The sequence below is a fragment of the Streptomyces sp. NPDC019443 genome (assembly GCF_044389785.1).
Taxonomy (GTDB): domain Bacteria; phylum Actinomycetota; class Actinomycetes; order Streptomycetales; family Streptomycetaceae; genus Streptomyces.
Map to the genome: position 1 here is coordinate 1 of NZ_JBIRYJ010000021.1, position 25,118 is coordinate 25,118.

Sequence of the window (25,118 nt, forward strand, 5' to 3'; positions counted from 1 at the left end):
CTCATCCGACAGCGTCAACTCGGCCTTCGGCCGCCCCATCCCCGCCATAGAGCAAGCCTACACATCTCAACAGAATTCCTGACTCAGAAGACTAGGGCGTGTTTTAGAAGTAGCGCCGTCCGCCCGCAGGGCGGGCCCTGCGGCGTCTGGTGCGTGCAATCGCAAGGCGGAGGATCGCCCTCGTACTGGACGTACTTGGGCGACTCCGACAACATCGCGAGTGTGCGTGCCAGGCGTCGCGGGGCAGGCGGGACTTCTAAAACACGCCCTACGGGACGGAGACCAGCTCATCGGGGTGCGAGTCCGTCGGCTGCGGCTCCGTGCCATGGGCCTCGGGCGCGCCGAACCAGGCCACCGCGACCGCGCCCGCCACCGCCAGTACGAAGCCGAGAATCGCCATCCAGGCGAAGCCGGGGCGGGACGAGTCGCCCAGCCACAGCACTCCGATCATGCCCGGCAGCACGGTCTCGCCCACGACCAGCGCCGCGGTCGCGCCGTTCACCGAGCCGATCTGCAGGGCGACTGTGTGCAGATACATGCCGCCGATCCCGGCCACCAGGATCGCGTAGAGCGCGGGGTCCGAGAGCAGCGCGCCCAGGTCGAAGGGGTCGATGCCGTTCAGGACGCGTACGCCGACGCCCAGCGCGCCGAAGCCGAGCCCGGACAGCAGGCCCGCCAGGATCGCGGCGCGTGCGCCGAGGAGGCGTACGACGACCGTGCCGCCGACCATCAGCAGCAGCGAGATCGCCAGCAGCCACCAGTGGGTCGCGATCGGGGTGTCGCCGCTGCCCTCCGGGCCCGCGGCAGTGGCGAGCAACACCAGGGCCGAGCAGACGACGGCGATGGAGGCCCACTCGGCGCGGTTCAGTTTGATGCCCAGCAGCTTCACGCTCAGCACCGCCGTGATCACCAGATTCGCGCTGATCACGGTCTGCGAGAGGAACAGCGGGAGCAGGCGGGCGGCCAGCGCGCCCAGGCCGAAGCCGACGAAGTCCAGGATCGTGCCGACGATGAACTCCCAGGTCATCGCGGCCTGTGCGGTGGAGGACAGGCTCGGTCCGCCGTGCTGGGTGACGCCCGCCGCGGCCGCCTCGCGGCGGGCGGCCTTGCGGGATCCCACGGCTTGCAGCACCGACCCCGTGCCGTAACAGATCGAGGCCGCGACAGCGGTCAGTAGGCCGATCAGCACCAGGGGCTCCGTTCACGTGGGGTCAGTCCAACTGCCAGACGTGAGTTTGGGGCCGGAAGTTGCTTCTGCTTTCGTGCCGCTCGTTACCTGAGGCCGGTGAGGCGGCGCAGCGCGTCGGGCGCCTCGTCGACCGAGTCGACGAGCGCGATACGGGACTCCATCGAGCGGCCCGCCGCGAGGGACTGGAGCAGCGGCCAGGTGGGGAGCCGCTCCGTCCAGTGCGTGCGGTTGACGAGGACCATGGGGGTCGGCTCGCCGCGGGACTCGTAGTAGTTCGGGGTCGCGCTGTCGAAAATCTCCTGGACTGTGCCGGCGGCGCCGGGCAGGAAGATCACACCGGCGTTGGAGCGGGCGAGGAGGCCGTCCTCGCGGGTGGCGTTGGCGAAGTACTTGCCGATGTGGCCCGCGAAGGCGTTCGGCGGCTCGTGGCCGTAGAACCAGGTGGGGATTCCGACGGAGTCACCGCCGCCGGGCCAGCGGTCCCGCACCTCGAAGGCAGCGCCCGCCCAGTCGGAGATCGAGGGGATGAAGGAGGGGGCCTTGGCGAGGAGTTCGAGCGCCTCGTCGAGCATCTCGTCGGGGTGCGGGGCGGCGTACGCACCGAGGTTCGCGGCCTCCATCGCACCGGGTCCGCCGCCAGTGGCGACGGTGAATCCGGCCCTCGCGAGGGCCTGTCCGAGGCGGGCGGCGCCGGCGTACGAGTCGGTGCCGCGGGCCATCGCGTGGCCGCCCATCACGCCCACGACGCGGGCGCCGAGGAGGAGTTCGTCCAGGGCGTCGGAGATCGCGTCGTCGTGGATCGACCGGAGCATCGAGGCGAAGATGTCGCCGTCGGCCTTGGTCCGCTGGAACCAGTCGTAGGCGAGGGCGTCGGGGGTGGCTTCGTAGCCGCCGGCGGCGAGGCCTTCGTAGAGCTCGTCAGGGGAGTACAGGAGCCCGCGGTACGGGTCGAAGGGCAGATCGGGGACGGGCGGAAAGACGAGCGCGCCGTCGGCCCTGACCTTGGCGGCGGCGTCGGGCTGCATGGGGCAGCCGAGGAAGACGGCGCCGGTGGTGTCGGCGGAGAGCAGGGCGAAGGTGCGGTCTGTCAGGTCGACGGACTGGACGCGGTGCCCGACGAGTGAGCCGTGGGCGACGACGTGGTCGAACTCCTCGAGGGTCTCTATCTCGCGGTCGTGGCTGTGGGCTTGCGGTCCGTGTCCATGCACCATGCGGCCACGATAGGCCCTGCGGGTGGGGCGGCGCGGGGCGGGTCTTTCCCCGCGGGCGGTGTACGGCGGCTGTTGCTCACCGCGTGCTCAGTTTGAGAACGGGACCGCTGCCAGGGCCGTCACCGCCCACGTCAGGGGGGCGAAGACTGCCAGAAGTGCCGCCGCGCGCAGGGCGGTTGCGTTGCGCAGGACCGTCGCTGGGATGCCCATGCCGCGGAGGGAGTCCGTGTTCGTGGCGCGGGTCTGCCTTGACTCCAGGGCCGAGACCAGCAGTGTCGCCGTCGTGCACGTCATCACCAGTGCCGTGCCCAGGCCCGTCAGGAGGCCGATGGGCTGCTCGGCCGTGCCGCCGTACAGCGTGGCGGCCTCGATCGCCGCCGAGGCGACCGCGCAGACCACGCCGAGCGGGCGGCCGATGCGGCGGGATTCCTCCATCAGGATGCGGCCCGCCAGCAGACGGGTCGCGCCCGGGCGCAGCGACTGGAGGAGCCGGCCGCTGAAGTGGGTGATGCCCGGGCCCGCCAGGGCCAGGCCCAGGGCGGTGAGGGTCCAGCCGACGAGGACGCCGGCCGGGTTGCCGTCGATCTCGCCCGGGACGGGGAGCGGTGAGCCGGCGCCGCCGCGGCCCGCGTACGTCTCGACGGCCATGCCAATGGCCATCAGCGCGACGCCCCACGGCAGCCCGGTCGGCGCGGAGGACGCCGCGTCCGGTGGCGGGGGCACCCGGCGCGGGCGCAGGGACAGTGCCGCGGCGACCGAGGCCAGCAGCGGCACCAGCGCGAGGAGCGTCAGCGCGGCCGCCAGCGGCAGCGGCTGGTCCGCGGCCAGCAGCTCGGCCGTCGCCCCGTCGAACGGCAGCCCCGTCAGATCGCCCCGCAGATGAAGGAAGATGAGCAGCGCGAGCATGCTGCCGAGGGTGCCCGAGACGGCAGTGGAGACAGCGGCCAGCGCGGTGAGCCTGGCGGGGCCCAGGCCGACCGCCGAGAGGCCGGGCCTGGGCCGCGTACTCGGATCCGTACGCGCCACCGCCACGGCGAAGTGCACCGTCGCCGCGAGCGGGATCAGGCACCAGAGCAGCCGTAGCCCCGACGTGCCCGAGTCGGTGGGATGGGACAGCGCGTACGTCAGCGTGCACAGCAGCAGGAAGCCCACACCCGCCGACGCCGCCGCCACCATCAGCCGGCGCAGCAGGACGAGAGGGTGCGTACCGCGGGCTAGACGGAGAGCGAGCACTCGGCTCGGCCTTCCGCGTCGGCGGTCGCGAGCGAATTGACGCGCCGGCCGTCCACGAGCGTGACCGAGCGGTCCGCGCGCGCTGCCACCTCCGGGTCGTGCGTGGCGAGCACGACGGTGATCCGGTGCGAGCGGGCCGCGGCCATCAACGTACGCAGCACCCCCGTCCCGTCCGCGCGGTGCAGCGTCGCCGTCGGCTCGTCGGCGAACACCACCAGCGGCGTGCTGACCAGCGCCCGCGCCGTGGCGACCCGCTGCCGCTGCGCCTGCAGCAGCGCATGCGGCCGCAGCCGGGCGCACGCGCCGATGTCGAGCCGCTCCAGCCACTCCATCGCCGCGGCCTTCGCCTTGCGGTGCGACGCGCCGCGCAGCAGCAGCGGCAGGGCCGCGTTCTCCCACGCCGTCAGCTCGGGGACCAGCGTCGGCTCGGGGTCGATCCAGCCGAACCGGTTGCGCCGGAGCCGCTCGCGCAGCAGCGGGGTCAGCGTGTGCACGGGGGAGCTGTTGAACCACACCTCGCCCTTGTCGGCGACGAGTTGGCCGGACAGGCACCGCAGCAGCGTGGTCTTTCCGCTGCCGCGCGGGCCGTACACGGCGAGGATCTCGCCCTCGCGCACACCCATCGAAACGCCGACGAGTGCGGGCGAGCCGCTGTGGGAGTGGTGCAGGGAACGTGCCCAGAGCACATCGTTGTCCGGCGGGGCCACCATGGCGTACACCTCGGTTCTGATCAGATTTCTCCTCCCCCGTACGGGGGAACGAAGACAGGGCCGATCGGTCACTCGGCACGGTATGGATTCAGAACCGGCGTATCGGGAAGCACGCGGCCCGGGTGCACCCCATCCCACTCGGATGGCCGAATGAGATGCCGGGTGCCCCGGGCCGTTTGCCGTAAGCGACCAAAGGTCAGAGCTTCGTCCAGGCCTCCGTGAGGACCGTACGCAGAATCTGCTCGATCTCGTCGAACGTCGACTGGTCGGCGATCAGCGGCGGCGCTAGCTGCACGACCGGGTCACCGCGGTCGTCGGCCCGGCAGTACAGACCGTTCTCGAACAGCGCCTTGGAGAGGAAGCCGTAGAGCACGCGCTCGGTCTCCTCGTCCGTGAAGGATTCCTTGGTGACCTTGTCCTTCACCAGCTCGATGCCGTAGAAGAAGCCGTTTCCACGGACGTCGCCGACGATCGGCAGGTCGTGCAGCTTCTGCAGCGTGGACAGGAAGTTGCCCTCGTTGTCCAGGACGTGCTGATTGAGGCCCTCGCGCTCGAAGATGTCGAGGTTGGCCAGGCCCACCGCGGCGGAGACCGGGTGGCCGCCGAAGGTGTAGCCGTGCAGGAAGGTGTTGTCGCCCTTGTAGAACGGCTCGGCGAGGCGGTCTGAGACGATGCACGCGCCGATCGGGGAGTAGCCCGAGGTCATGCCCTTGGCACAGGTGATCATGTCCGGTACGTAGCCGAACTTGTCGCAGGCGAACGTCGTGCCGAGCCGGCCGAAGGCACAGATGACCTCGTCCGACACGAGCAGCACGTCGTACTGGTCGCAGATCTCACGGACCCGCTGGAAGTACCCGGGCGGCGGCGGGAAGCAGCCACCGGCGTTCTGTACCGGCTCCAGGAAGACCGCCGCGACCGTCTCGGGGCCCTCGAAGAGGATCTGCTGCTCGATCTGGTCGGCGGCCCAGCGGCCGAAGGCCTCCGGGTCGTCGCCGTGGATCGGCGCGCGGTAGATGTTGGTGTTCGGCACCTTGTGCGCGCCGGGGACCAGCGGCTCGAAGGGGGCCTTGAGCGCGGGCAGACCGGTGATGGACAGGGCGCCCTGCGGGGTGCCGTGGTAGGCGACCGCACGCGAGATGACCTTGTACTTGGTGTACTTGCCCTGCAGCTTGAAGTACTGCTTCGCCAGCTTCCAGGCGGTCTCGACAGCCTCGCCGCCGCCGGTGGTGAAGAAGACCTTGTTGAGGTCGCCGGGGGCGTGGTGCGCCAGCCGCTCGGCGAGCTCGACGGCCTTCGGGTGGGCGTAGGACCACACCGGGAAGAAGGCGAGCTCCTGCGCCTGCTTGTACGCGGTCTCGGCGAGCTCCACGCGGCCGTGGCCGGCGTTGACCACGAAGAGGCCGGCGAGGCCGTCGAGGTAGCGCTTGCCCTTGTCGTCGAAGATGTAGGTGCCTTCACCACGCACGATGGTGGGGACGGGTGCGTTCTCGTACGACGACATGCGGGTGAAGTGCATCCACAGGTGGTCGTAGGCGGCTTTGGAGAGGTCCTTGCTCACGGCTATCGGGTTCCCCACATATAGGTCTGCTTCTTGAGCTTGAGGTAGACGAAGCTCTCGGTGGTGCGCACGCCGGGGAGCGCGCGTATCCGCTTGTTGATCACTTCGAGCAGGTGGTCGTCGTCCTCGCAGACGATCTCCACCATGAGGTCGAACGAGCCCGCGGTCATCACCACGTACTCGCACTCGGCCATGGCTGTGAGCGCATCGGCCACCGGGTCGACGTCGCCCTCGACCGTGATGCCGACCATCGCCTGGCGTCGCAGGCCCACGGTGAGTGGGTCCGTGACGGCGACGATCTGCATCACGCCCTGGTCGAGCAACTTCTGGACGCGCTGCCGGACGGCCGCTTCGGACAGGCCCACGGCCTTGCCGATGGCGGCGTACGGACGACGCCCGTCCTCCTGGAGCTGTTCGATGATTGCGAGGGAGACGGCATCGATCGTCGGGGACGATCCGCTGCCGTTCCTGGAGTCTGCGTTACGACTGGCCACGAGCTCACTCTGCACTGCGACTCGTCTGTCCCGCAAGCCCTGAGCGATGATATTCGTTGTTCTGAGGCCGCAATTTCACCGAATCCGAAGTTGCGGAGGGTTGGGGCTGTCGAAAGCGTCACGTAGGAGATTAGGGTGGAGGTCTCACCCATCGGACATCTGACAGGAGGGGTGGCAACAGTGACCACCGAGCTGCGTCGTCTGCGCAACTACATCAACGGGGAGTTCCGGGACGCCGCCGACGGGCGGACAATCGAGATCGTCAACCCGGCCACCGGTGACGTGTACGCCACGTCGCCGCTCTCCGGGCAGGCCGACGTCGACGCCGCCATGGACGCTGCCGCGGCCGCCTTCCCCGGCTGGCGCGACACCACCCCGGCCGAGCGCCAGAAGGCCCTGCTGAAGATCGCGGACGCCTTCGAGGAGCGGGCCGAGGACCTGATCGCGGCCGAATCGGAGAACACCGGCAAGCCGCTCGAGCTCACCCGCACCGAAGAGATCCCGCCGATGGTGGACCAGATCCGCTTCTTCGCGGGCGCGGCGCGGATGCTGGAGGGCCGGTCGGCCGGCGAGTACATGGATGGTTTCACCTCCATCGTCCGGCGTGAGCCGGTCGGCGTCTGCGCGCAGGTCGCGCCGTGGAACTACCCGATGATGATGGCCGTCTGGAAGTTCGCGCCGGCGCTGGCGGCGGGCAACACCGTCGTCATCAAGCCGTCCGACACGACGCCCGCGTCGACGGTCCTGATCGCCGAGATCATCGGCTCGATCGTGCCCAAGGGCGTCTTCAACGTCATCTGCGGTGACCGGGAGACCGGCCGCGCGATGGTCGAGCACCCGACCCCGGCGATGGCCTCCATCACCGGTTCCGTACGGGCGGGCATGCAGGTCGCAGAGTCCGCGGCCAAGGACGTCAAGCGCGTCCACCTGGAGCTGGGCGGCAAGGCGCCGGTCGTCGTCTTCGAGGACACCGACATCGCCAAGGCCGTCGAGGACATCTCAGTGGCGGGCTACTTCAACGCGGGCCAGGACTGTACGGCCGCGACGCGCGTCCTGGTGCACGAGTCGATCCACGACGAGTTCGTCTCGGCGCTGGCGAAGGCGGCGGCGGACACGAAGACGGGCATGCCGGACGACGAGGACGTGCTGTACGGCCCGCTGAACAACGCGAACCAGCTGGCGCAGGTCTCGGGCTTCATCGACCGGCTGCCGGCGCACGCGAAGGTCGAGGCGGGTGGCCACCGGGTCGGCGAGAAGGGCTACTTCTACGCGGCGACGGTCGTCTCCGGCCTGAAGCAGGACGACGAGATCATCCAGAACGAGGTCTTCGGCCCGGTCATCACGGTCCAGTCCTTCTCGGACGAGACGCAGGCGCTTGAGTGGGCGAACGGCGTGGAGTTCGCGCTGGCGTCGTCGGTGTGGACGAAGGACCACGCGCGGGCGATGCGGATGTCCAAGGCGCTGGACTTCGGGTGTGTGTGGATCAACACCCACATCCCGCTGGTGGCGGAGATGCCGCACGGCGGCTTCAAGAAGTCGGGGTACGGGAAGGACCTGTCGGCGTACGGGTTCGACGACTACACGCGGATCAAGCACGTGATGACGTCGCTGAACGCGTAGTTCCCGGGGGGCGGGGTGGGGGCTTCCCCCCATCCCGCGCCTTCCCGGAAACCGCGGGCTGCGCCGCCGGACGCCTGGGCGCCTCGCGGCGCCGGGCTCGCGGCGCCGGGCTTCGCCCGGACTCCCCGCCGCGCTCAGCTCGTTGGCGTGCGGTGGAGCGTCACCAGGAGGCGCCAGACCTGGGAGGCCATGTCTTCCGGGGTCGCGGCGATCGTGCCGTGCAGCCAGTCCGCCAGGACACCCGCGAACGCCGATGCCACCGCCGAGGCGATCAGGTCCGGGGCCGGTGCACCCGCCAACTCGCGTTCCTTGCGGCTGCGTTCGCGCAGTTCGCGGTGGAGCAGGTCGCCCAGCGGGCCGCTGCCACCCTCGCGCAGCAGGGATCGGTAGAGGGTGGCATGCGGGGCCAGACCGGTGAAGAAGGCCGTCAGGGCGGGCGGGGGAGCGGTCGGGTCGGGGGTGCCGCGCCAGGCGTGGAGGGCCTCCACCGCGTCTCGTACCACCTCCGCGCAGGCGTCGACCGCGAGCGCCCGCAGGTCCGGGTAGTGCAGATAGAACGTGGCCCTGCCCAGGCCCGCCCTGCGCACCAGGGCCGCGACGCTCACCTCTTCCAGCGGGTGTTCCGCGCACTCCTCCAGCAGCGCCTCGCGCAGCCTGGCCCGGGTGCGCTCCGCGCGGGGGTCGCCGGTGGGGCTCGTGCTCATCCGGCCACCAGGACCGCCGCCAGCGCCAGCGCCCCCGGCAGCGCCTGAGCCACCAGGATGCGCCGGTTCGCGGTGAAGCCGCCGTACAGGCCCGCGATCACCACGCAGCTGAGGAAGAAGACCTGCACGCGGTACCCCGTCGGGTCCGCGGCTATCAGGCCCCAGACCAGGCCCGCCGCCAGAAAGCCGTTGTACAGGCCCTGGTTCGCGGCGAGGGGGGCCGTCGCGCGAGCCATCTCCGCGTCGAAGCCGGAGAGGCCGCGGCCCGGCTTGCGCTGCCACAGGAACATCTCCAGAACCAGGATGTACGCGTGGAGCGCGGCCACGAGGCCGACCAGGACATGTGCGGTTGTGTTCATCATTGACCTCAACTTCTTGGACAGGTGTCCAGTAAGTATAGACACATGTCCATGATCGACAGAGTGGTCGCCCGAAGGACGTACCGATCGACGCAGCGTCCATTGCTGCGCGTACCTCCCGCCCGCCATCCTTCGAACGTGCCAGCGATCCGGATGAACCCCATGTCACGGCGGTCACTGCTGTTCGGCTTCGCCGCCGGCGCCGCGCTCACCGGATGCGGGGTGCCCGCGGCGTACGTGAAGCCCTCAGAGCGCGCAGGGCGCGACGACTCCGAGCGCGACCGCAGCGTCGACTTCGCCAACTGGCCGCTGTACGTCGACACAGACGACGAGGACACCTCCGAGCGCCCCACTCTCAGCGCCTTCACCGAACGCACCGGGATTTCCGTCCGATACACCGAGGAGATCAACGACAACGACGAGTTCTTCGGGAAGATCAGCCCCGCGCTGATGAACCATCAGGAGACCGGCCGGGATCTGATCGTGGTCAGCGACTGGATGGCAGCCCGCTTCGTACGGCTCGGCTGGGTGCAGGAGATGGACCGCGCCAAGCAGCCGAACGTCGCCAGGCACCTCGACCCGCAGCTGCGTTCACCCGCCTTCGACGACGGGCGGCTCCACAGTGTCCCCTGGCAGTCCGGGATCACCGGCATCGCGTACAACCGCAGGAGGCTCGGTCGCGAGATCCAGCACACCGATGACCTGTGGGCGGACGACCTGCGCGGCAAGGTCACGCTGCTGTCCGGCCTCGATGAATCCTTCGCGCTGCTTATGCAGGGCAACGGCGTCGATGTCACCCGCTGGACCGCCGACGACTTCCACACCGTGTGCGAGCAGGTGGAGCGGCTGGTGAAAGCGAAGCACATCAGGCGCTTCACCGGCAACGACTACATCAAGGACCTCTCCACCGGCGACGTGCTGGCCTGTCAGGCGTACTCCGGCGATGTCATCCAGCTCCAGGCCGACAACCCGGACATCGAGTTCGTCGTGCCGCAGGAGGGCGCGGAGCTGTGGGCGGAAAGCCTGATGATCCCCAACCTCGCCCGCCACAAGCGCAATGCCGAGGCGCTCGTGGACCACTACTACGAGCCGGAGGTCGCCGCCGAGCTCGCGGCCTGGGTCAACTACGTCTGCCCGGTGCCGGCCGCCCGTGACGTCCTGGCCTCGTCCAAGGACGAGGAGACGGCCGCGCTTGCCGAAGACCCGCTGATCTTCCCCGACGACGAGATGCGCAAGCGCCTCGCGATCGCGAGGGACATCACATCCGAGGAGCGCACGGAGTTCGCCAAGCGGTGGAACTCCATCGTCGGCCTGTAGCAGGCCCGCGACCATGAACTTGCCTGTCACACATGGACCGTTCGCGGCCCGGGCCCTGCACGCCGCAGAGGGCGACGCCGCCGCTCGCAGCTACGGCTTGCGGGCGACCGCGCCGAACTGCGCCACCTGTACCGGCTCGGCGCCGGTCGCCGGGTCGTGCCGCCAGCGTGCGCACGACACGATGCCCGGCTCGAGCAGGTCGAGGCCCTCGCAGAACGAGGCGAACTCCGCGCGGCTGCGCGCGGTGATCGGCGGTGTCGCGTTCTCGTTCCAGAACGCCATCGCCTCGGCGTTGCCCTCGCCGCCCAGCTCCAGCGTCGGATGCGTGAGTACGAGATAGCTGCCGGACGGCACCGCCTCCATCAGCCTGCGCACGATCGACCGCGCCTCGTCGGTGTCCATCACGAAGTTCAGGATGCCGAGCATCATCACCGCCACCGGCCGCTTCAGATCCAGTGTCGCCTCGACCGAGCTGACGATCGACTCCGGGTCGTGCGCATCCGCGTCCAGATACTCGGTCGCGCCTCCGGGAGAGCTGGTGAGCAGGGCGCGCGCGTGCGCCAGCACTATCGGGTCGTTGTCGACGTACACGATCCGGGCGTCGGGCGCGATGCGCTGGGCGACTTCATGGGTGTTCTCGACTGTGGGCAGACCGGTGCCGATGTCCAGGAACTGGCGTACCCCCGCCTCACTCGCGAGGTGTGCAACCGCACGGCCCAGGAACGCCCGGTCCGCGCGCGCCACTTCGCCGATGCTCGGGTACAGCCCGGTGACGTGGTCGCCCACCGCGCGGTCGACCGGATAGTTGTCCTTGCCGCCCAGCCAGTGGTTCCAGACCCTGGCGTTGTGCGCTACGTCGGTGCGGATCCTGTCGGTCATGTGTCGCTCCTCGGCCGGCTGCGTCAGGGCCATCATGCCGGACGGATCAAGACGGCCTGCCGACAGGGGAGTTCGGCCGGACCGTGGAGTGCAGCGTGTCCACGCGGTTGGTGGTGATCGCGTCGACGCCGTACTTCATCAGCCGGCGCATGATGCGCCGGGTGTCCACCGTCCAGGCGGAGACCAGCAGCCCGTCCCGGTGGATGCGGTCCGTCAGCTCCTGACCGAGCAGCCCGAAACGGTAGTTGAGCCAGCGCGGCCCCACCGCGTCGAGCAGCGCGGGACGCGGCGGCGCAAGCGTCGTCCATGTCATCGCGATCTCGGCCGCGGGGTCGGTGGCCCGCACCGCGAGCATGGTGACCGGGCCCGCGCAGTAGTACACCCGCTCGCCCGCGCCGGATTCGCGGACGGTGCCGACCACCGTCCGCACCGACTCCTCCGAGGCTCCGGGCAGATCGATCATCACGCGGTGCGCGCCGACCGCGAGCAGCGCCTCGCGCAGCGTGGGCACTCCGCCCAGGGTCAGCTCGTCGACCTCGGCCCGGGTGAGCTTCGCGAGCGGCCGGTCGTGACCCCACAGCCGTTTCAGCGAGTCGTCGTGCAGCAGCACGGGCACGCCGTCACGGGTGAGGCGTACATCGATCTCCACCGCGTCCGCGCCCCGTTCGATCGCCGAGCGGAGCGAGGGCAGGGTGTTCTCACGGACGCGGTACGGATCGCCACGATGGCCCACGACACTGACGGTGCGCATGGGCCCATTGTCGGGGCCGGTCAGCGGGCGGGCCATGCGGCGGTGTATGCGTCGATCTCCGCCACGATCCGCGCCTTGCCGGCCGGATCGAGGAAGGACGCCTCCACGGCGTTCTTCGCGAGGTCGGCCAGTCCGCGCTCGTCCAGTTGAAGCAGCCTGGCGGCGACCGCGTACTCGTTGTTGAGGTCGCTGCCGAACATCGGCGGGTCGTCGCTGTTGATGGTCACCAGCACTCCGGCGTCCACCATCTCCTTGACCGGGTGCTCGGCCAGGTCGCGGACGGCGCGGGTCGCGAGGTTCGAGGTGGGGCACACCTCCAGCGGAATCCGGTGCTCCGCGAGGTGGGCGAGCAGCTTCGGGTCCTGTGTCGCGCTGGTGCCGTGGCCGATGCGCTCGGCGCGCAGGTCGTTCAGCGCGTCCCAGATCGTCTGCGGCCCTGTCGTCTCGCCGGCGTGCGGCACGGAGTGCAGGCCGGCCGCGATCGCGCGGTCGAAGTACGGCTTGAACTGCGGCCGCGGCACTCCGATCTCCGGGCCGCCGAGCCCGAAGGAGACCAGGCCGTCGGGGCGCAGGTCCACCGCGAGCCGCGCCGTCTCCTCCGCGGCCTCGAGACCGGCCTCGCCCGGGATGTCGAAGCACCAGCGCAGCACGACGCCGAGCTCGCCCTCGGCAGCCTTGCGGGCGTCCTCGATCGCCGCCATGAAGGCATTCTCGTCGATGCCGCGGCGGGTCGAGCTGAACGGTGTGACGGTCAGCTCGGCGTAGCGGATGTTCTGCCGGGCCATGTCGCGGGCCACCTCGAAGGTGAGCAGCCGTACGTCCTCCGGTGTGCGGATCAGGTCCACGACCGACAGATAGACCTCGATGAAGTGCGCGAAGTCGGTGAAGGAGAAGTAGTCGGCGAGCGCCTCGGGGTCGGTGGGGACCTTGGAGTCGGGGTGGCGGGCGGCCAGCTCGGCGACGATGCGCGGGGAGGCGGAGCCGACATGGTGCACATGCAGCTCGGCCTTGGGAAGCCCCGCGATGAAGGGGTGCAGATCGGTCATCGGGGTCCTCCGTGGGCGGTGGCGTAAGCAACAAGGTGCGCGAGGGCGGGGTGCGAGGGCGGTGCGACCGGTTGTTCGGGTCGGGGATCACCGTTCGGGTCAGGGATCATCGTAGGGGGGCCCGGTCGAGCGCGGGCCGCAGCCCGTAGCATGACCGAACCACGATGGGGGAGAACCATGTCTGACAACCAGGCCCAGCCGCCGGGCGGGCCCGAGCCCCGCGACCGCGATCCCTGGGCTCCTCCGGAGAGCAGCGCGGCACAGAACAAGGTGCCGCTGCACAAGTCCGCCGCCCCGACGCCGCCGGTGTCGCCGGTGCACGACCAGCCGACGGTGACGTCGATGCCCAGCACCGGGCTCGCTGCCGACCAGGGCGCCGTACCGCCTCCCCCGATAGCCCCGGGCGGACCGGCACAGCCCGCCGCCGGACCGTACGGCTACCCCGCCGCCCCGAGCGCCCCGCAGCCCGGCCCCGGCGTGGGCCCGGGCGTGGGTGATCCCTACGGTGGCTACCCCGGATACCCGGGTTACCAGAACTACGGCCAGACTGCCTGGCAGTCCGCCCCGGCGAACGGCATGGGCACCACCGCGATGGTGCTCGGCATCCTCTCCGTCTGTCTGTTCTGTCTGTACGGGGTCGTCGGGATCGTCCTGGGTGTGCTCGCCCTGATCTTCGGCATCCTCGGCAGGAAACGCGCCCAGCGGGGCGAGGCGACCAACAGCGGAATGGCTCTGGCCGGCATCATCCTCGGCTCTGTCGGAATCGTCATCGGCCTCATCATCGTCGGTCTGATGGCCTGGGGGATCAACAGGGCGATCAACGAGGAGCGGGACAAGGACAACGTCTACGACGACTACTCCAACTCTCTTGTGATCGACGGCGTCAGGCGCTAGCCGGACCGGCCCGCAGCTCCTCACGCGCCTCCATCAGCGCGAACCCCAGCAGATTGATCCCGCGCCAGAGCGCGGGATCCTGCGCCCGCTCGTCGTCCGCGGCCAGCCCGATGCCCCACACTCGGTCAAGCGGGCTGGCCTCGACGAGCACTCGGTCACCCGTGGCCAGCAGAAAATCGCGCAGCTCGGCATTCTGACCGAACTTGTGCACACTGCCCGCGCGCACAATCGCGGACCGCTCGCGCTCCCATATCGCGTCGTCGAAACCGCGCACCAGCCGCCCGGCCCGCTTGGCCGCCGCCGGACTGCCCGCATCGAGCGCCTGCCGCTCGGCCTCCGCGTCCCCGAAGAGCCGCGCCTTTCCCGCCATCATCCAGTGCTCCGCCGTGGCGTACCGAACGCCGTCGACCACGAAGGGTGACGGCCACCACTGGCTCAGACAGCTTGCGCCGATAGATCCGTCCCGGCGCGCAGCATGCCCCCAAAAAAACAGATACTTGATTCGCCTGTTGCTGCTGACCTGCTCGATCAGCTCTTCCATCCCCATGCACGCGAGTCTGGCATCCACCACTGACACTCCGTACGGGTATTGCCGGACCGACGCGACACATGGTCGACTGATTCCGTCGCGTAATCAAAAGGCAACAACGGAATCACTTGTTGGAGAGCCGGTGCTCTGCCAGGATCGGCACTCAATTCGATCTGGAACTACGGAGAGCGTCATGGGCAACCGCTTCCAGGTGCAGGACCGCTATGCGGACGGTGCACAGTTCATCGGCGGGCGGCTGCGGCCCGGCACCTCAGGACGCAAACAGAACATCGTGAACCCCGCCACCGGCGAGACGGTCCACAGCTATGAACTGGCAGGGGCCGCCGACGTCGACGCGGCCGTCGACGCCGCCCGCAGGGCCTTCCCCGGCTGGGCGGGCGCCACCCCGGGCGAGCGCTCCGACGCCCTGCACAGCTTCGCGTCCGTCCTCGCGGACCAGGCCCCCGACCTCGCGTACGCCGAGTCCCTGCAGTGCGGCAAACCGATCAAGCTCACCACCGAGTTCGACGTCCCGGGCACCGTCGACAACGCCGCCTTCTTCGCCGGCGCGGCCCGCCATCTCCAGGGGCAGTCGGCCGGCGAGTACAGCGGCGACCACACCTCGTACGTACGCCGGGAGCCGATCGGCGTCGTCGGCTCCATCGCACCTTGGAACTACCCGCTCCAGATGGCTGCCTGGAAGGTCCTGCCGGCCATCGCCGCGGGCAACACCATCGTGCTGAAGCCCGCCGAGATCACCCCGCTCACCTCGCTGATGTTCGCCGAGGCGGCGAAGGAAGCCGGGATCCCCGACGGCGTCATCAACGTCGTCAACGGCGCGGGCAAGGACGCGGGCGAGCATCTGGTCGGACACCCGGACGTCGCCATGACCTCCTTCACCGGCTCCACCCCCGTCGGCAAGCGCGTCGCCGAGATCGCCACCGCCACCGTCAAGCGCCTCCACCTCGAACTGGGCGGCAAGGCCCCCTTCGTGGTCTTCGACGACGCCGACCTGGAGGCCGCGGTCCACGGCGCGGTCGCGGGCTCGCTCATCAACTCCGGCCAGGACTGCACGGCCGCCACCCGCGCCTATGTCCAGCGGTCCCTGTACGACGCCTTCGTCAGCGGCGTCGCCGACCTGATGGCCACCGTCCGCCTGGGCGACCCCCTCGACCCCGCCACCGACCTCGGCCCGCTCGTCTCGCACCTCCAGCGCGACCGCGTCGCGGGCTTCGTCGACCGGGCTCGCGCGTACGCCACAGTCGTCACCGGCGGCGAAGCGCCCCAGGGAGAGCTGTCGAGCGGCGCGTACTACCGCCCCACCCTCGTCGCCGGCGCCGCCCAGGACAGCGAGATCGTCCAGTCCGAGATCTTCGGCCCGGTCCTCGTCGTCCTCCCCTTCGACTCCGACGACGAAGGCATCGCGCTCGCCAACGACACCCCCTACGGCCTCGCCGCCTCCGCCTGGAGCCGCGACGTGTTCCGCGCGAACCGTGCCACCCGGGAGATCAAGGCCGGGTGCGTCTGGATCAACGACCACATTCCGATCATCAGCGAGATGCCGCACGGCGGATACAAGGCCTCCGGCTTCGGAAAGGACATGTCGGTGTATTCCTTCGAGGAGTACACGCAGGTCAAGCACGTGATGTACGACAACACGGCGGTGGTCAGGAAGGACTGGCACCGCACGATCTTCGGGGACCGATAGCTCAGCATCCGTTTGCGGCCACTGCCGCGCGGCCGCCCGACCAGCGGCCACCATCCCGAAAGGGCACAGCGCATGGAGCACAACGAGCCCGACCGTCTCTCCGCGGCCCAACTGGCCGCCGTGCGACGCAGCTTGGCGAACGGGCGAGGCGCACTCTCCCGCCGGTCATTGTTGCGCGCGTCGGGCGTCGGCGCGCTAGCGGTCGGCGGCGCCGGCATATTGAGCGGCTGCGGAATCCCGCCCGCCAAGCGGGAGGCCGGAGCGGCCGCCTCGGACGACCACTCGGACCAGGAGAAGCAGATCAACTTCTCCAACTGGACCGAGTACATGGACATCAGCGAGGACGAGAAGAGCCGTCCCACTCTGGTGGAATTCACCAAGCGCACCGGGATCAAGGTCAAGTACACCGAGGACATCAACGACAACGTCGAGTTCTTCGGGAAGATCCAGCCGCAGCTTGCGGCGGGCCAGGACACCGGCCGCGACCTGATCAATGTGACCGACTGGCTGGCCGCCCGGATGATCAGGCTCGGCTGGGTGCAGAAGCTCGACGCGTCGCTCCTCCCGCACGCGTACGCCAACCTCTCGCCCCAGTTCCGCAGCCCGGACTGGGACCCGGGGCGCGCCTACTCCTACCCCTGGACCGGAATTCCGGCTGTCATCGCCTACAACGTGAAGGCGACCGGCGGCCGCAAGGTCGACTCCGTCACCCAGCTGCTGGACGACCCCACCCTCAAAGGCCGGGTCAGCTTCCTCACCGAGATGCGGGACACGGTCGGCCTGACCCTGCTCGACATGGGCAAGGACCCCGCCAAGGTCAACGACGCCGACTACGACGCCGCTGTCAACCGGCTCCAGAAGGGCGTCGACAAGAAGCAGATCCGCCGCTTCACCGGTAACGACTACACCTCGGACCTCGACAAGGGCGACATCGCCGCCTGCGTCGCCTGGGCCGGTGACCTCATCCAGCTCCAGGTCGACAACCCGGACATCAGGTTCTCGATCCCGGCCGCCGGCTACATGACGGCCACCGACAATCTGCTGGTCCCGGCGCATGCCCGGCACCAGAAGAACGCCACCCGGCTGATCGACTACTACTACGAGCTGCCCGTCGCAGCCCAGCTCGCCGCGTACATCAACTACGTGACCCCGGTCGCCGGAGTCGGCCCGGAGCTCGCGAAGATCGACCCGGAGCTGGCCAAGAACCCGCTGATCATCCCGGACGAGGCCATGGCGGCCAAGTCCCACTCCTTCCGCTCGCTCTCCTCCAAGGAAGAGACGGCGTATGAAGAGAAGTTCGCCAAGCTGATCGGCGCCTGACCTTCCCTGCTCCCTTCGACACACCGGGACTGCGACCCATGACTGAAAAGACACAAGGCGGCGACGTCCGTCTCTCCGGGATCAGCAAGACCTACGGCTCCTTCACGGCCGTCCACCCGCTGGACCTGACCGTCCCGCAGGGCTCCTTCTTCGCCCTGCTCGGCGCCTCCGGCTGCGGGAAGACCACCACCCTGCGGATGATCGCCGGACTTGAGGACCCGACCGCCGGAACCGTGTTCCTCGGCGACAAGGACGTCACCGGCCTGCCGCCGCACAAACGCCCCGTCAACACGGTCTTCCAGAGCTATGCGCTCTTCCCGCACCTCGACATCTACGAGAACGTTGCGTTCGGGCTGCGCAGGCGCGGCATCACGTCGGTGAAGAAACAGGTCGGCGACATGCTCGACCTCGTGGAGCTGGGCGACTTCGCCAAGCGCAAGCCGCACCAGCTCTCCGGCGGCCAGCAGCAGCGCGTAGCCGTCGCCCGCGCGCTCATCAACCACCCACAGGTGCTGCTCCTCGACGAGCCGCTCGGCGCGCTCGACCTCAAGCTGCGCCGCCAGATGCAGCTGGAGCTCAAGCGCATCCAGACCGAGGTCGGCATCACCTTCGTCCATGTCACCCACGACCAGGAAGAGGCCATGACGATGGCCGACACCGTCGCGGTGATGAACGCAGGACGCGTCGAGCAGCTGGGCGCGCCCGCCGAGCTCTACGAGAACCCGCAGACCACCTTCGTCGCCAACTTCCTGGGCACCTCCAACCTCATCGAGGCCGAGGTCGCCGAGAACAGCGGCGGCGAGGTCGTCGTCACGGCTGCCGACGCCAAGCTGCGGCTGCCCGCCGAGCGCTGTGCCACCCAGCCGCGCACTGGCGGAAAGCTGCTGGTCGGCGTGCGTCCGGAGAAGATCTCGCTGGCGCACGCGGACGACGCGGGCACGATCGCCGAGGGACGCAACCGGTTCACCGGCAAGATCGCGGACTCCAGCTTCATCGGCGTGTCCACGCAGTACGTCATCGACAGCCCGGTCTGTCCGGAGCTGGAGGTGTACGTACAGAACATCGAGCGTGACTCGCGGCTCGTCCCCGGGGCCGAGGTCGTCCTGCACTGGAACCCGGAGCACACCTTCGGGCTCGACGCGGCTCAGGACATCGACGCCGGTGTGGAGACGGTGGAGGTGACGCCATGACCGTCACCGAGGCACCGCCCGCCTCGCCCGCTCCCCAGCCGGTCGAGCCGGTCGTCCGCAGGCAGTCCGTCCGGCGCAAGCTCGTCCCGTACTGGCTGCTGCTGCCCGGCATCCTGTGGCTGTTCGTCTTCTTCGCGCTGCCGATGGTCTACCAGGCGTCGACCTCCGTGCAGACGGGCTCCCTGGAAGAGGGCTTCAAGGTCACCTGGCACTTCCAGACGTACTGGGACGCGCTGACCGAGTACTACCCGCAGTACCTGCGCTCGGTGCTGTACGCCGGCACGGCCACGATTCTGTGTCTGCTGCTGGGCTACCCGCTCGCGTACCTGATCGCGTTCAAGGCGGGCCGCTGGCGCAATCTGCTGCTGGTCCTGGTCATCGCGCCGTTCTTCACCAGCTTTCTGATCCGCACGCTCGCCTGGAAGACGATCCTCGCGGACGGCGGACCGGTGGTGGATGTACTGGGCAGCGTCGGCTTCCTGGACGTCACCAGCTGGCTCGGGATGACCGACGGGAACCGGCTGCTCGCCACCCCGCTCGCGGTGGTCTGCGGTCTCACGTACAACTTCCTGCCGTTCATGGTCCTGCCGCTGTACACCTCGCTGGAGCGGATCGACCCGCGGCTCCACGAGGCGGCCGGCGACCTGTACGCGAAGCCGTCCACCATCTTCCGCAAGGTGACCTTCCCGCTGTCCATGCCGGGCGTCGTCTCCGGCACGCTGCTGACCTTCATTCCGGCCAGCGGCGACTACGTCAACGCCGAGCTGCTCGGCTCCACGGACACCAAGATGGTCGGCAACGTCATCCAGTCGCAGTTCCTGCGCGTTCTCGACTACCCGACCGCGGCCGCGCTGTCCTTCATTCTCATGGCGGTCGTGCTGATCATGGTCACTGTCTACATCCGCCGGGCCGGGACGGAGGATCTCGTCTGATGCGTTGGATACGGCACCACCTGGTGGTCATCGCGGGCCTGATCACGCTCGCGTACCTGATCCTTCCGAACATCGTCGTGATGGTGTTCTCGTTCAACAAGCCGGCCGGCCGGTTCAACTACTCCTGGCAGGAGTTCTCCACCGACGCGTGGAAGGACCCGTGCGGCGTCGCCGACTTGTGCGGCTCGCTCGTGCTGTCCCTCCAGATCGCCCTGTGGGCGACGATCGGCGCCACAGTCCTCGGCTCGATGATCGCCTTCGCGCTGGTCCGCTACCGCTTCCGGGCGCGTGGCGCGATCAACTCGCTGATCTTCCTGCCGATGGCGATGCCCGAGGTGGTCATGGCCGCCTCGCTGTTGACCCTCTTCCTCAACCTGGGTGCGGAGCTGGGCTTCTGGACCATCCTCATCGCGCACACAATGTTCTGCCTGAGCTTCGTGGTCGTGGCGGTCAAGGCACGTGTGCTGTCGATGGACCCCCGCCTGGAAGAGGCCGCGCGTGACCTCTACGCCGGTCCTGTGCAGACGTTCCTACGGGTCACGCTGCCGATCGCCGCTCCCGGCATCGCCGCCGGCGCGATGCTCGCGTTCGCGCTCTCGTTCGACGACTTCATCATCACCAACTTCAACTCGGGCAACACCGTCACCTTCCCCATGTTCGTGTGGGGCTCGGCCCAGCGCGGTACGCCCGTCCAGATCAACGTCATCGGCACGGCCATGTTCGTCATCGCCGTACTGATCGTGGTCTCCGCCCAGTTGATCAGCAGCCGGCGGAAGAAGACCGCACTACCCAAGTAGGCCCCGAAGGAGTGGAAACCATGGCCCCAGCTGCCATGACCTTTGCCTCATCACTCTCCGACGCCCAGCCCGTCTCCTATTGGCTGGACGACCCCGCGAAGCCCGGCGCGCTCCCCGCGCTCACCGGTGACGAACACTGCGACCTCCTCGTCGTCGGCGGAGGTTACAGCGGACTGTGGACCGCGCTGCTGGCCAAGGAGCGCGACCCCGGCCGGGACGTCGTACTGATCGAAGGGCGCGAGGTGGGCTGGGCCGCCTCGGGCCGCAACGGCGGCTTCTGCGCCGCCTCCCTCACCCACGGCTTCGGCAACGGACTCGCCCGCTGGCCCGGTGAGCTGGCCAGACTGGAGGAGCTCGGCGACCGCAACCTCGACGCCATCGAGGCGGCGGTCAAGGAGTACTCCATCGACTGCGACTTCGAGCGCACCGGCGAGATCGACGTCGCCACCGAGCCCTACCAGGTCGACGAGCTGCATGAGATGTACGAGGAGGCGACCCGGCTCGGCTGCGACGGCCTCGAACTCCTCGACCAGGACGCGGTACGCGCCGAGGTGAACTCCCCGACCTTCCTCGGCGGTCTGTGGAGCCGGCGCGGGGTCGCCATGCTGCACCCCGCCAGGCTCGCCTGGGGACTCAAGCAGGCCTGCACGGACCTCGGCGTACGCGTCTACGAGAACACCCAGGGCCTCGAACTCGGCTCATCCGGCGCCGGGATGGTGGTCCGCACGCCGTACGGCCGGGTCCTCGCCCGCCGCGTCGCGCTCGGCACCAACGTCTTCCCGTCGCTGGTCAAGCGAGTGCGCTCGTACACCGTCCCGGTCTACGACTACGCCCTGATGACCGAACCGCTCAGCGCTCGGCAGCTCGCCGAGATCGGCTGGAAGCGGCGGCAGGGGCTCGGCGACAGCGCCAACCAGTTCCACTACTTCCGGATCACCGCCGACCACCGCATCCTGTGGGGCGGCTACGACGCGATCTATCCGTACGGCGGCAAGGTCAGCGCCGAGTTGGACCACCGGCCCGAGACCTATCTGAAGCTCGCAAGCCACTTCTTCCACTGCTTCCCGCAGTTGGAGGGCCTGCGCTTCAGCCACGCGTGGGGCGGCGCGATCGACACCTGCTCGCGCTTCTCCGCCTTCTTCGGCACCGCACACGGCGGCAAGGTCGCCTACGCCGCCGGATATACGGGTCTGGGCGTCGGTGCCACCCGCTTCGGCGCGGACGTCATGCTCGACCTGCTCTCCGGCGAGCGCACCGAGCGCACCGAGCTGGAGATGGTGCGCAGCAAGCCGCTGCCGTTCCCGCCCGAGCCCGTCGCCTGGGCCGGTATCGGCCTCACCAAATGGGCGCTGGCCAGGGCGGACGCCAACGGCGGCCGCCGCAATGCGTGGCTGCGGGCGATGGACAGGCTCGGCCTCGGCTTCGACAGCTAGCGGTGACGCGGTTCACCGTCGATTGGCAGCCGAAACCCGCGTAATCACGCGCGCCCACCCCGCTCTCCCCGTGTGAACGCACCGTCTGCGGACACGGAAAGGAGGCCGGGCAATTTGACTGGCTCGGGGGCCAAGACTGCGATGGAGTGGCTGGCATCGGTGGCGCACGACCCGGACGCCTGCCGGTGGGAATGGGAGCGCAACCCCCTCGGGGTCGCCCTCCTGCCCGCAGGCCGGCGCTGGGACGTACTGATCCTCAAGACCGAGCTGGGCTGTCCGACGCTCGATGTACTGACCCGGCTGGTCGACCGGCCGGGGCCGGTCCTCGCCGACTTCGACGATGCGCGCATGGGCTTCTTCGTCCCGCCGGGCACAGCCGGGTGCTGGGTCGGCAAGGGCGTACGCAGCGTGGGCCTGGGGACCTGGATCGTCGTCCCGTATCCGGGTCGGGCCGGCGACGGTGTGCGCTGGCTGATCGCGCCCGACGGCTCCGGCACGCTCACCGATCCCCTGCTGCTGGAGCTCGCGATGCACGAGGCGGCAGCGGGCCTTGCGCGCGGCGGCGGATATTGAGGCGGCCCGGGAGCTGCCAGAGGTCTTGACAACCGCAATTGGTCTGGACCATGTTGTGCGCGCTCCCACTTGAATTCCCCCACGCTCGGAGGCAGTTGTGGACCGCACCAGACTTTTGGCCGCCCTGTCGGCGGCCGCCCTCGCCATCAGCGGACTTGTCGCCACGGCGACCTCCGCCGGAGCGGCCGACACCGAACTCGCGCGCAACGGCGGCTTCGAGGCGGGCCTCGACGGCTGGAGCTGTACGTCGAGCAGCGGCGCCGTCGTCAACTCACCGGCCCACGGCGGCAGTTCCGCGCTCAAGGCCACGCCCGCGGGCAGCGACAACGCCAAGTGCAGCCAGACGGTCACGGTCAAGCCCAACTCCGACTACACGCTGAGCGGGTGGGTCCAGGGCAGCTATGTCTACCTGGGCGCGTCGGGCACCGGCACCACCGACGTCTCCACCTGGACGGCGTCCGCGCCGAGCTGGCAGCGGCTGACCACGACCTTCCGCACCGGCGCGGCCACCACCTCGGTGACGATCTACACCCACGGCTGGTACGGCACCCCCACCTACTACGCCGACGACCTCTCCCTGCTCGGCCCCGGCGGCGACCCGGTCCAGATCCCGGCCGCCCCCACCGGCCTCACAGCGGGTTTCCCCGGCTCCACCTCGGTCCCGCTCAGCTGGTCCACGTCCTCCGGCGCCACCAGTTACCACGTATACCGGGGCGGCACCAAGGTCCAAACGGTGAGCGGGACTTCGGCCACCGTCACCGGACTGGCCCCCTCCACCTCGTACAGCTTCCAGGTCTCCGCGGCCAACACGGCGGGCGAGTCAGCGAAGTCGGCGGCGGTCACCGCGACCACCACCTCGGGCGGCGGCGGCAGCGGTGGCGAGCTGCCCGCCCATGCTCTCGTCGGCTATCTGCACGCCAGCTTCGCCAACGGCTCCGGCTACACGCGCATGGCCGACGTCCCCGACTCATGGGACGTCATCAACCTCGCCTTCGGCGAACCGACCTCGGTCACCTCCGGCGACATCCGCTTCAGCCTCTGCCCGGCGTCCGAGTGCCCGAACGTCGAATCGACCGCCGACTTCAAGGCCGCCATCAAGGCCAAGCAGGCGGCCGGCAAGAAGGTCCTGATCTCCATCGGCGGCGCCAACGGCCAGGTCCAGCTCTCCACCACTGCCGCCCGCGACACCTTCGTCTCCTCGGTCTCGAAGATCATCGACGAGTACGGGCTCGACGGTCTGGACATCGACTTCGAGGGCCACTCGCTGTCCCTGAACACTGGCGACACGGACTTCCGCTCACCGACCTCACCGGTGATCGTCAACCTGATCTCGGCGATCAAGACCCTCAAGGCGAAGTACGGCTCCGACTTCGTGCTCACCATGGCCCCGGAGACGTTCTTCGTGCAGCTCGGCTACCAGTACTACGGCTCGGGCCCCTGGGGCGGCCAGGACCCGCGGGCCGGGGCGTACCTGCCGGTCATCCACGCCCTGCGCGACGACCTCACCCTGCTGCACGTCCAGGACTACAACTCGGGCTCGATCATGGGCCTGGACAACCAGTACCACTCCATGGGCGGCGCGGACTTCCACATCGCCATGACCGACATGCTGCTGACCGGCTTCCCGGTCGCCGGCGACACCACCAAGGTCTTCCCCGCCCTGCGCCCCGGGCAGGTCGCCATCGGCCTGCCCGCATCCACCCAGGCGGGCAACGGCCACACCACGCCGGCGGAGGTGAACAAGGCGCTGGACTGCCTGACGAAGAAGGTGAGCTGCGGCTCGTACCAGACCCACGGCACCTGGCCGTCCCTGCGTGGCCTGATGACCTGGTCGATCAACTGGGACCGATTCAACCAGTGGGAGTTCTCGAAGAACTTCGACGCCTACGGATGGAGTTGACGAGCAGCAGCATCCCGCACAGGCACCAGCTGCCGATGACGTCCAGCGGCCAGTGATAGCCGCGCAGGACGAGTCCGATGCCCGTCGCCAGGGTCAGCACCACGGCGACGGGCATCGCCCATCTGCGCCTGAGATACGGGGTGATGAGCATCGCCGCGCCGCAGTAGGCCACCATCGCGGTCGCCGTATGGCCTGAAGGGTAGAAGCCGGTCACCTCGGTGAGCGGGCCCTGGCGGTCGATCAGGGCCTTCACGGGCACGACGAGCGCGGGAACGGCGGCCATGGCGAGGGCAGCGTACAGCGCCTCGGTCCGATGGCCGCGACACACCGCGTACGCGATGGCCGCGCCCAGAACAGGAAGCGCGATCCCCATACTGCCGAGGTCGGCCAGCAGACCGGTGAGCGTCCGGGGACCGTGGCCGGCGAGCCTGAGCTCGACGCGTTCGTCCAGGGACCGCAACGGCCCGTCCGCGGCCACCTGCCAGGTGATCACCGCGAAGAGGACGGCGCACAGCGTCACAAGCGACGCGGAAAGAAGAGAAGCCGGCCGCCTCGGAACAGGGGGGGTAGTTCCGAGGGGGCCGGCCGGACCGGTTTGCCGCGCGCCCCGGGGGGTTTGGGGCGGGCGGCCATCCGATCGGTGAGGAGTTCCGGAGCCGGAAGCTCCAGTGGTGTGCGCGAAGGCACAACCAGGGCGGGGCTGGGGAGGCTCCGCCGTGGTGTCGCCCGCAGTCCCCTGCGGGCGGGGTGTTTCTCTCATCTGCAGAAACC

At 69.3% G+C, this 25,118-nt stretch carries 24 protein-coding genes; 11 read left to right on the forward strand and 13 right to left on the reverse strand.

Translation table 11 applies throughout. From position 1 onward, the window contains the following. Positions 1–268: 268 nt before the first annotated feature. The 6 genes from ACH492_RS35980 to ACH492_RS36005 form a co-directional block, all read right to left on the reverse strand. Complete coding sequence (locus ACH492_RS35980; protein WP_398993010.1) at positions 269–1,189, reverse strand: hypothetical protein; 921 nt, start codon at positions 1,187–1,189, stop codon at positions 269–271. 83 nt (positions 1,190–1,272) lie between these two features. After that, positions 1,273–2,400: an LOG family protein gene (locus ACH492_RS35985; protein ID WP_398993012.1), complete on the reverse strand. Its 1,128-nt coding sequence runs from the start codon at positions 2,398–2,400 to the stop codon at positions 1,273–1,275. An 87-nt stretch (positions 2,401–2,487) separates the two neighbouring features. Next, positions 2,488–3,633: a hypothetical protein gene (locus tag ACH492_RS35990; protein ID WP_398993013.1), complete on the reverse strand. Its 1,146-nt coding sequence runs from the start codon at positions 3,631–3,633 to the stop codon at positions 2,488–2,490. Then, positions 3,615–4,343, reverse strand: coding sequence for an ABC transporter ATP-binding protein (locus tag ACH492_RS35995; protein WP_398993015.1), 729 nt, complete (start codon positions 4,341–4,343; stop codon positions 3,615–3,617). The genes ACH492_RS35990 and ACH492_RS35995 overlap by 19 nt, the downstream gene beginning before the upstream one ends. A 196-nt stretch (positions 4,344–4,539) precedes the next feature. Then, positions 4,540–5,919 carry an aspartate aminotransferase family protein gene (locus ACH492_RS36000; protein WP_398993016.1) on the reverse strand — a complete coding sequence of 460 codons (1,380 nt, stop codon included), beginning with the start codon at positions 5,917–5,919 and terminating at the stop codon, positions 4,540–4,542. Continuing rightward, positions 5,904–6,395, reverse strand: coding sequence for an Lrp/AsnC family transcriptional regulator (locus tag ACH492_RS36005; protein WP_398993017.1), 492 nt, complete (start codon positions 6,393–6,395; stop codon positions 5,904–5,906). The genes ACH492_RS36000 and ACH492_RS36005 overlap by 16 nt, the downstream gene beginning before the upstream one ends. 180 nt (positions 6,396–6,575) lie before the next feature. Here ACH492_RS36005 and ACH492_RS36010 point away from each other — a divergent pair, with 180 nt between their 5' ends. After that, positions 6,576–8,015, forward strand: a complete 1,440-nt coding sequence (locus ACH492_RS36010) for a gamma-aminobutyraldehyde dehydrogenase (protein WP_398993132.1) — start codon at positions 6,576–6,578, stop codon at positions 8,013–8,015. Between the two features lie 134 nt (positions 8,016–8,149). Here ACH492_RS36010 and ACH492_RS36015 read toward each other — a convergent pair whose 3' ends face one another. Both ACH492_RS36015 and ACH492_RS36020 read right to left on the reverse strand, forming a co-directional pair. Next, positions 8,150–8,719, reverse strand: a complete 570-nt coding sequence (locus ACH492_RS36015; protein WP_398993019.1) for a TetR/AcrR family transcriptional regulator — start codon at positions 8,717–8,719, stop codon at positions 8,150–8,152. Continuing rightward, positions 8,716–9,078, reverse strand: coding sequence for a DUF1304 domain-containing protein (locus ACH492_RS36020; protein WP_307660822.1), 363 nt, complete (start codon positions 9,076–9,078; stop codon positions 8,716–8,718). The genes ACH492_RS36015 and ACH492_RS36020 overlap by 4 nt, the downstream gene beginning before the upstream one ends. Positions 9,079–9,240: 162 nt before the next feature. On the opposite strand from ACH492_RS36020, the gene ACH492_RS36025 reads away from it, so the two are divergent. After that, positions 9,241–10,395: a PotD/PotF family extracellular solute-binding protein gene (locus ACH492_RS36025; RefSeq protein WP_398993134.1), complete on the forward strand. Its 1,155-nt coding sequence runs from the start codon at positions 9,241–9,243 to the stop codon at positions 10,393–10,395. 90 nt (positions 10,396–10,485) lie between these two features. Here the strand turns inward: ACH492_RS36025 and ACH492_RS36030 are convergent, their stop codons facing one another. Genes ACH492_RS36030 through ACH492_RS36040 form a run of 3 tightly spaced genes read right to left on the reverse strand, consistent with a single transcriptional unit; the run spans position 10,486 to position 13,071 of the window. Beyond that, the gene (locus ACH492_RS36030) at positions 10,486–11,274 is read right to left on the reverse strand and encodes an SAM-dependent methyltransferase (protein ID WP_398993021.1); all 789 of its coding nucleotides are present in this window, start codon (positions 11,272–11,274) and stop codon (positions 10,486–10,488) included. 46 nt (positions 11,275–11,320) lie between these two features. Continuing rightward, positions 11,321–12,025 (reverse strand): glycerophosphodiester phosphodiesterase, encoded by a 705-nt coding sequence (locus ACH492_RS36035; RefSeq protein ID WP_398993023.1) that lies wholly within the window; start codon positions 12,023–12,025, stop codon positions 11,321–11,323. A 20-nt stretch (positions 12,026–12,045) separates the two neighbouring features. Further along, on the reverse strand, positions 12,046–13,071 hold the full coding sequence (locus ACH492_RS36040; protein WP_398993025.1) for an adenosine deaminase: 1,026 nt from the start codon (positions 13,069–13,071) through the stop codon (positions 12,046–12,048). 177 nt (positions 13,072–13,248) lie between these two features. Here ACH492_RS36040 and ACH492_RS36045 point away from each other — a divergent pair, with 177 nt between their 5' ends. Continuing rightward, positions 13,249–13,965 (forward strand): DUF4190 domain-containing protein, encoded by a 717-nt coding sequence (locus ACH492_RS36045; protein WP_398993027.1) that lies wholly within the window; start codon positions 13,249–13,251, stop codon positions 13,963–13,965. On the opposite strand, the gene ACH492_RS36050 is transcribed toward ACH492_RS36045, so the two are convergent. Beyond that, positions 13,955–14,512 carry an NADAR family protein gene (locus tag ACH492_RS36050; RefSeq protein ID WP_398993029.1) on the reverse strand — a complete coding sequence of 186 codons (558 nt, stop codon included), beginning with the start codon at positions 14,510–14,512 and terminating at the stop codon, positions 13,955–13,957. The two genes, ACH492_RS36045 and ACH492_RS36050, sit on opposite strands and share 11 nt — an antisense overlap. Positions 14,513–14,687: 175 nt before the next feature. Here ACH492_RS36050 and ACH492_RS36055 point away from each other — a divergent pair, with 175 nt between their 5' ends. From ACH492_RS36055 to ACH492_RS36090, 8 genes are all read left to right on the forward strand, one after another. Then, a complete protein-coding gene (locus ACH492_RS36055; RefSeq protein WP_398993031.1) occupies positions 14,688–16,202 on the forward strand; it encodes a gamma-aminobutyraldehyde dehydrogenase in 1,515 nt (504 codons plus the stop codon). 72 nt (positions 16,203–16,274) lie between these two features. Beyond that, positions 16,275–17,522: a PotD/PotF family extracellular solute-binding protein gene (locus ACH492_RS36060; protein ID WP_398993033.1), complete on the forward strand. Its 1,248-nt coding sequence runs from the start codon at positions 16,275–16,277 to the stop codon at positions 17,520–17,522. 38 nt (positions 17,523–17,560) lie between these two features. Beyond that, on the forward strand, positions 17,561–18,712 hold the full coding sequence (locus ACH492_RS36065) for an ABC transporter ATP-binding protein (protein ID WP_398993035.1): 1,152 nt from the start codon (positions 17,561–17,563) through the stop codon (positions 18,710–18,712). Further along, complete coding sequence (locus ACH492_RS36070) at positions 18,709–19,644, forward strand: ABC transporter permease (RefSeq protein ID WP_398993037.1); 936 nt, start codon at positions 18,709–18,711, stop codon at positions 19,642–19,644. Before ACH492_RS36065 ends, ACH492_RS36070 begins: the two co-directional genes overlap by 4 nt. Beyond that, positions 19,644–20,441, forward strand: a complete 798-nt coding sequence (locus tag ACH492_RS36075) for an ABC transporter permease (RefSeq protein ID WP_398993039.1) — start codon at positions 19,644–19,646, stop codon at positions 20,439–20,441. Before ACH492_RS36070 ends, ACH492_RS36075 begins: the two co-directional genes overlap by 1 nt. Positions 20,442–20,461: 20 nt before the next feature. Continuing rightward, positions 20,462–21,874 carry an NAD(P)/FAD-dependent oxidoreductase gene (locus ACH492_RS36080; protein WP_398993040.1) on the forward strand — a complete coding sequence of 471 codons (1,413 nt, stop codon included), beginning with the start codon at positions 20,462–20,464 and terminating at the stop codon, positions 21,872–21,874. Positions 21,875–22,015: 141 nt separating this feature from the next. Further along, positions 22,016–22,447, forward strand: a complete 432-nt coding sequence (locus tag ACH492_RS36085) for a hypothetical protein (RefSeq protein WP_398993136.1) — start codon at positions 22,016–22,018, stop codon at positions 22,445–22,447. Positions 22,448–22,544: 97 nt separating this feature from the next. Beyond that, the gene (locus ACH492_RS36090) at positions 22,545–24,347 is read left to right on the forward strand and encodes a chitinase (protein WP_398993042.1); all 1,803 of its coding nucleotides are present in this window, start codon (positions 22,545–22,547) and stop codon (positions 24,345–24,347) included. Here the strand turns inward: ACH492_RS36090 and ACH492_RS36095 are convergent. Then, complete coding sequence (locus tag ACH492_RS36095) at positions 24,298–25,107, reverse strand: phosphatase PAP2 family protein (protein WP_398993043.1); 810 nt, start codon at positions 25,105–25,107, stop codon at positions 24,298–24,300. The two genes, ACH492_RS36090 and ACH492_RS36095, sit on opposite strands and share 50 nt — an antisense overlap. Between the last annotated feature and the right edge of the window lie 11 nt (positions 25,108–25,118).

Excerpts from the sequence above, each read along its gene's own strand:
- ACH492_RS36035 (WP_398993023.1), bottom strand. The coding sequence starts at position 12,025 with ATGCGCACCGTCAGTGTCGTGGGCCATCGTGGCGATCCGTACCGCGTC.
- ACH492_RS36055 (WP_398993031.1), top strand. The coding sequence starts at position 14,688 with ATGGGCAACCGCTTCCAGGTGCAGGACCGCTATGCGGACGGTGCACAG.
- ACH492_RS36025 (WP_398993134.1), top strand. The coding sequence starts at position 9,241 with ATGTCACGGCGGTCACTGCTGTTCGGCTTCGCCGCCGGCGCCGCGCTC.
- ACH492_RS36040 (WP_398993025.1), bottom strand. The coding sequence starts at position 13,071 with ATGACCGATCTGCACCCCTTCATCGCGGGGCTTCCCAAGGCCGAGCTG.
- ACH492_RS36085 (WP_398993136.1), top strand. The coding sequence starts at position 22,016 with ATGGAGTGGCTGGCATCGGTGGCGCACGACCCGGACGCCTGCCGGTGG.
- ACH492_RS36075 (WP_398993039.1), top strand. The coding sequence starts at position 19,644 with ATGCGTTGGATACGGCACCACCTGGTGGTCATCGCGGGCCTGATCACG.
- ACH492_RS35985 (WP_398993012.1), bottom strand. The coding sequence starts at position 2,400 with ATGGTGCATGGACACGGACCGCAAGCCCACAGCCACGACCGCGAGATA.
- ACH492_RS36060 (WP_398993033.1), top strand. The coding sequence starts at position 16,275 with ATGGAGCACAACGAGCCCGACCGTCTCTCCGCGGCCCAACTGGCCGCC.
- ACH492_RS36045 (WP_398993027.1), top strand. The coding sequence starts at position 13,249 with ATGTCTGACAACCAGGCCCAGCCGCCGGGCGGGCCCGAGCCCCGCGAC.
- ACH492_RS36065 (WP_398993035.1), top strand. The coding sequence starts at position 17,561 with ATGACTGAAAAGACACAAGGCGGCGACGTCCGTCTCTCCGGGATCAGC.
- ACH492_RS36020 (WP_307660822.1), bottom strand. The coding sequence starts at position 9,078 with ATGAACACAACCGCACATGTCCTGGTCGGCCTCGTGGCCGCGCTCCAC.
- ACH492_RS36070 (WP_398993037.1), top strand. The coding sequence starts at position 18,709 with ATGACCGTCACCGAGGCACCGCCCGCCTCGCCCGCTCCCCAGCCGGTC.
- ACH492_RS36015 (WP_398993019.1), bottom strand. The coding sequence starts at position 8,719 with ATGAGCACGAGCCCCACCGGCGACCCCCGCGCGGAGCGCACCCGGGCC.
- ACH492_RS36095 (WP_398993043.1), bottom strand. The coding sequence starts at position 25,107 with ATGAGAGAAACACCCCGCCCGCAGGGGACTGCGGGCGACACCACGGCG.
- ACH492_RS36030 (WP_398993021.1), bottom strand. The coding sequence starts at position 11,274 with ATGACCGACAGGATCCGCACCGACGTAGCGCACAACGCCAGGGTCTGG.
- ACH492_RS36080 (WP_398993040.1), top strand. The coding sequence starts at position 20,462 with ATGGCCCCAGCTGCCATGACCTTTGCCTCATCACTCTCCGACGCCCAG.
- ACH492_RS36050 (WP_398993029.1), bottom strand. The coding sequence starts at position 14,512 with ATGGGGATGGAAGAGCTGATCGAGCAGGTCAGCAGCAACAGGCGAATC.
- ACH492_RS35995 (WP_398993015.1), bottom strand. The coding sequence starts at position 4,343 with ATGGTGGCCCCGCCGGACAACGATGTGCTCTGGGCACGTTCCCTGCAC.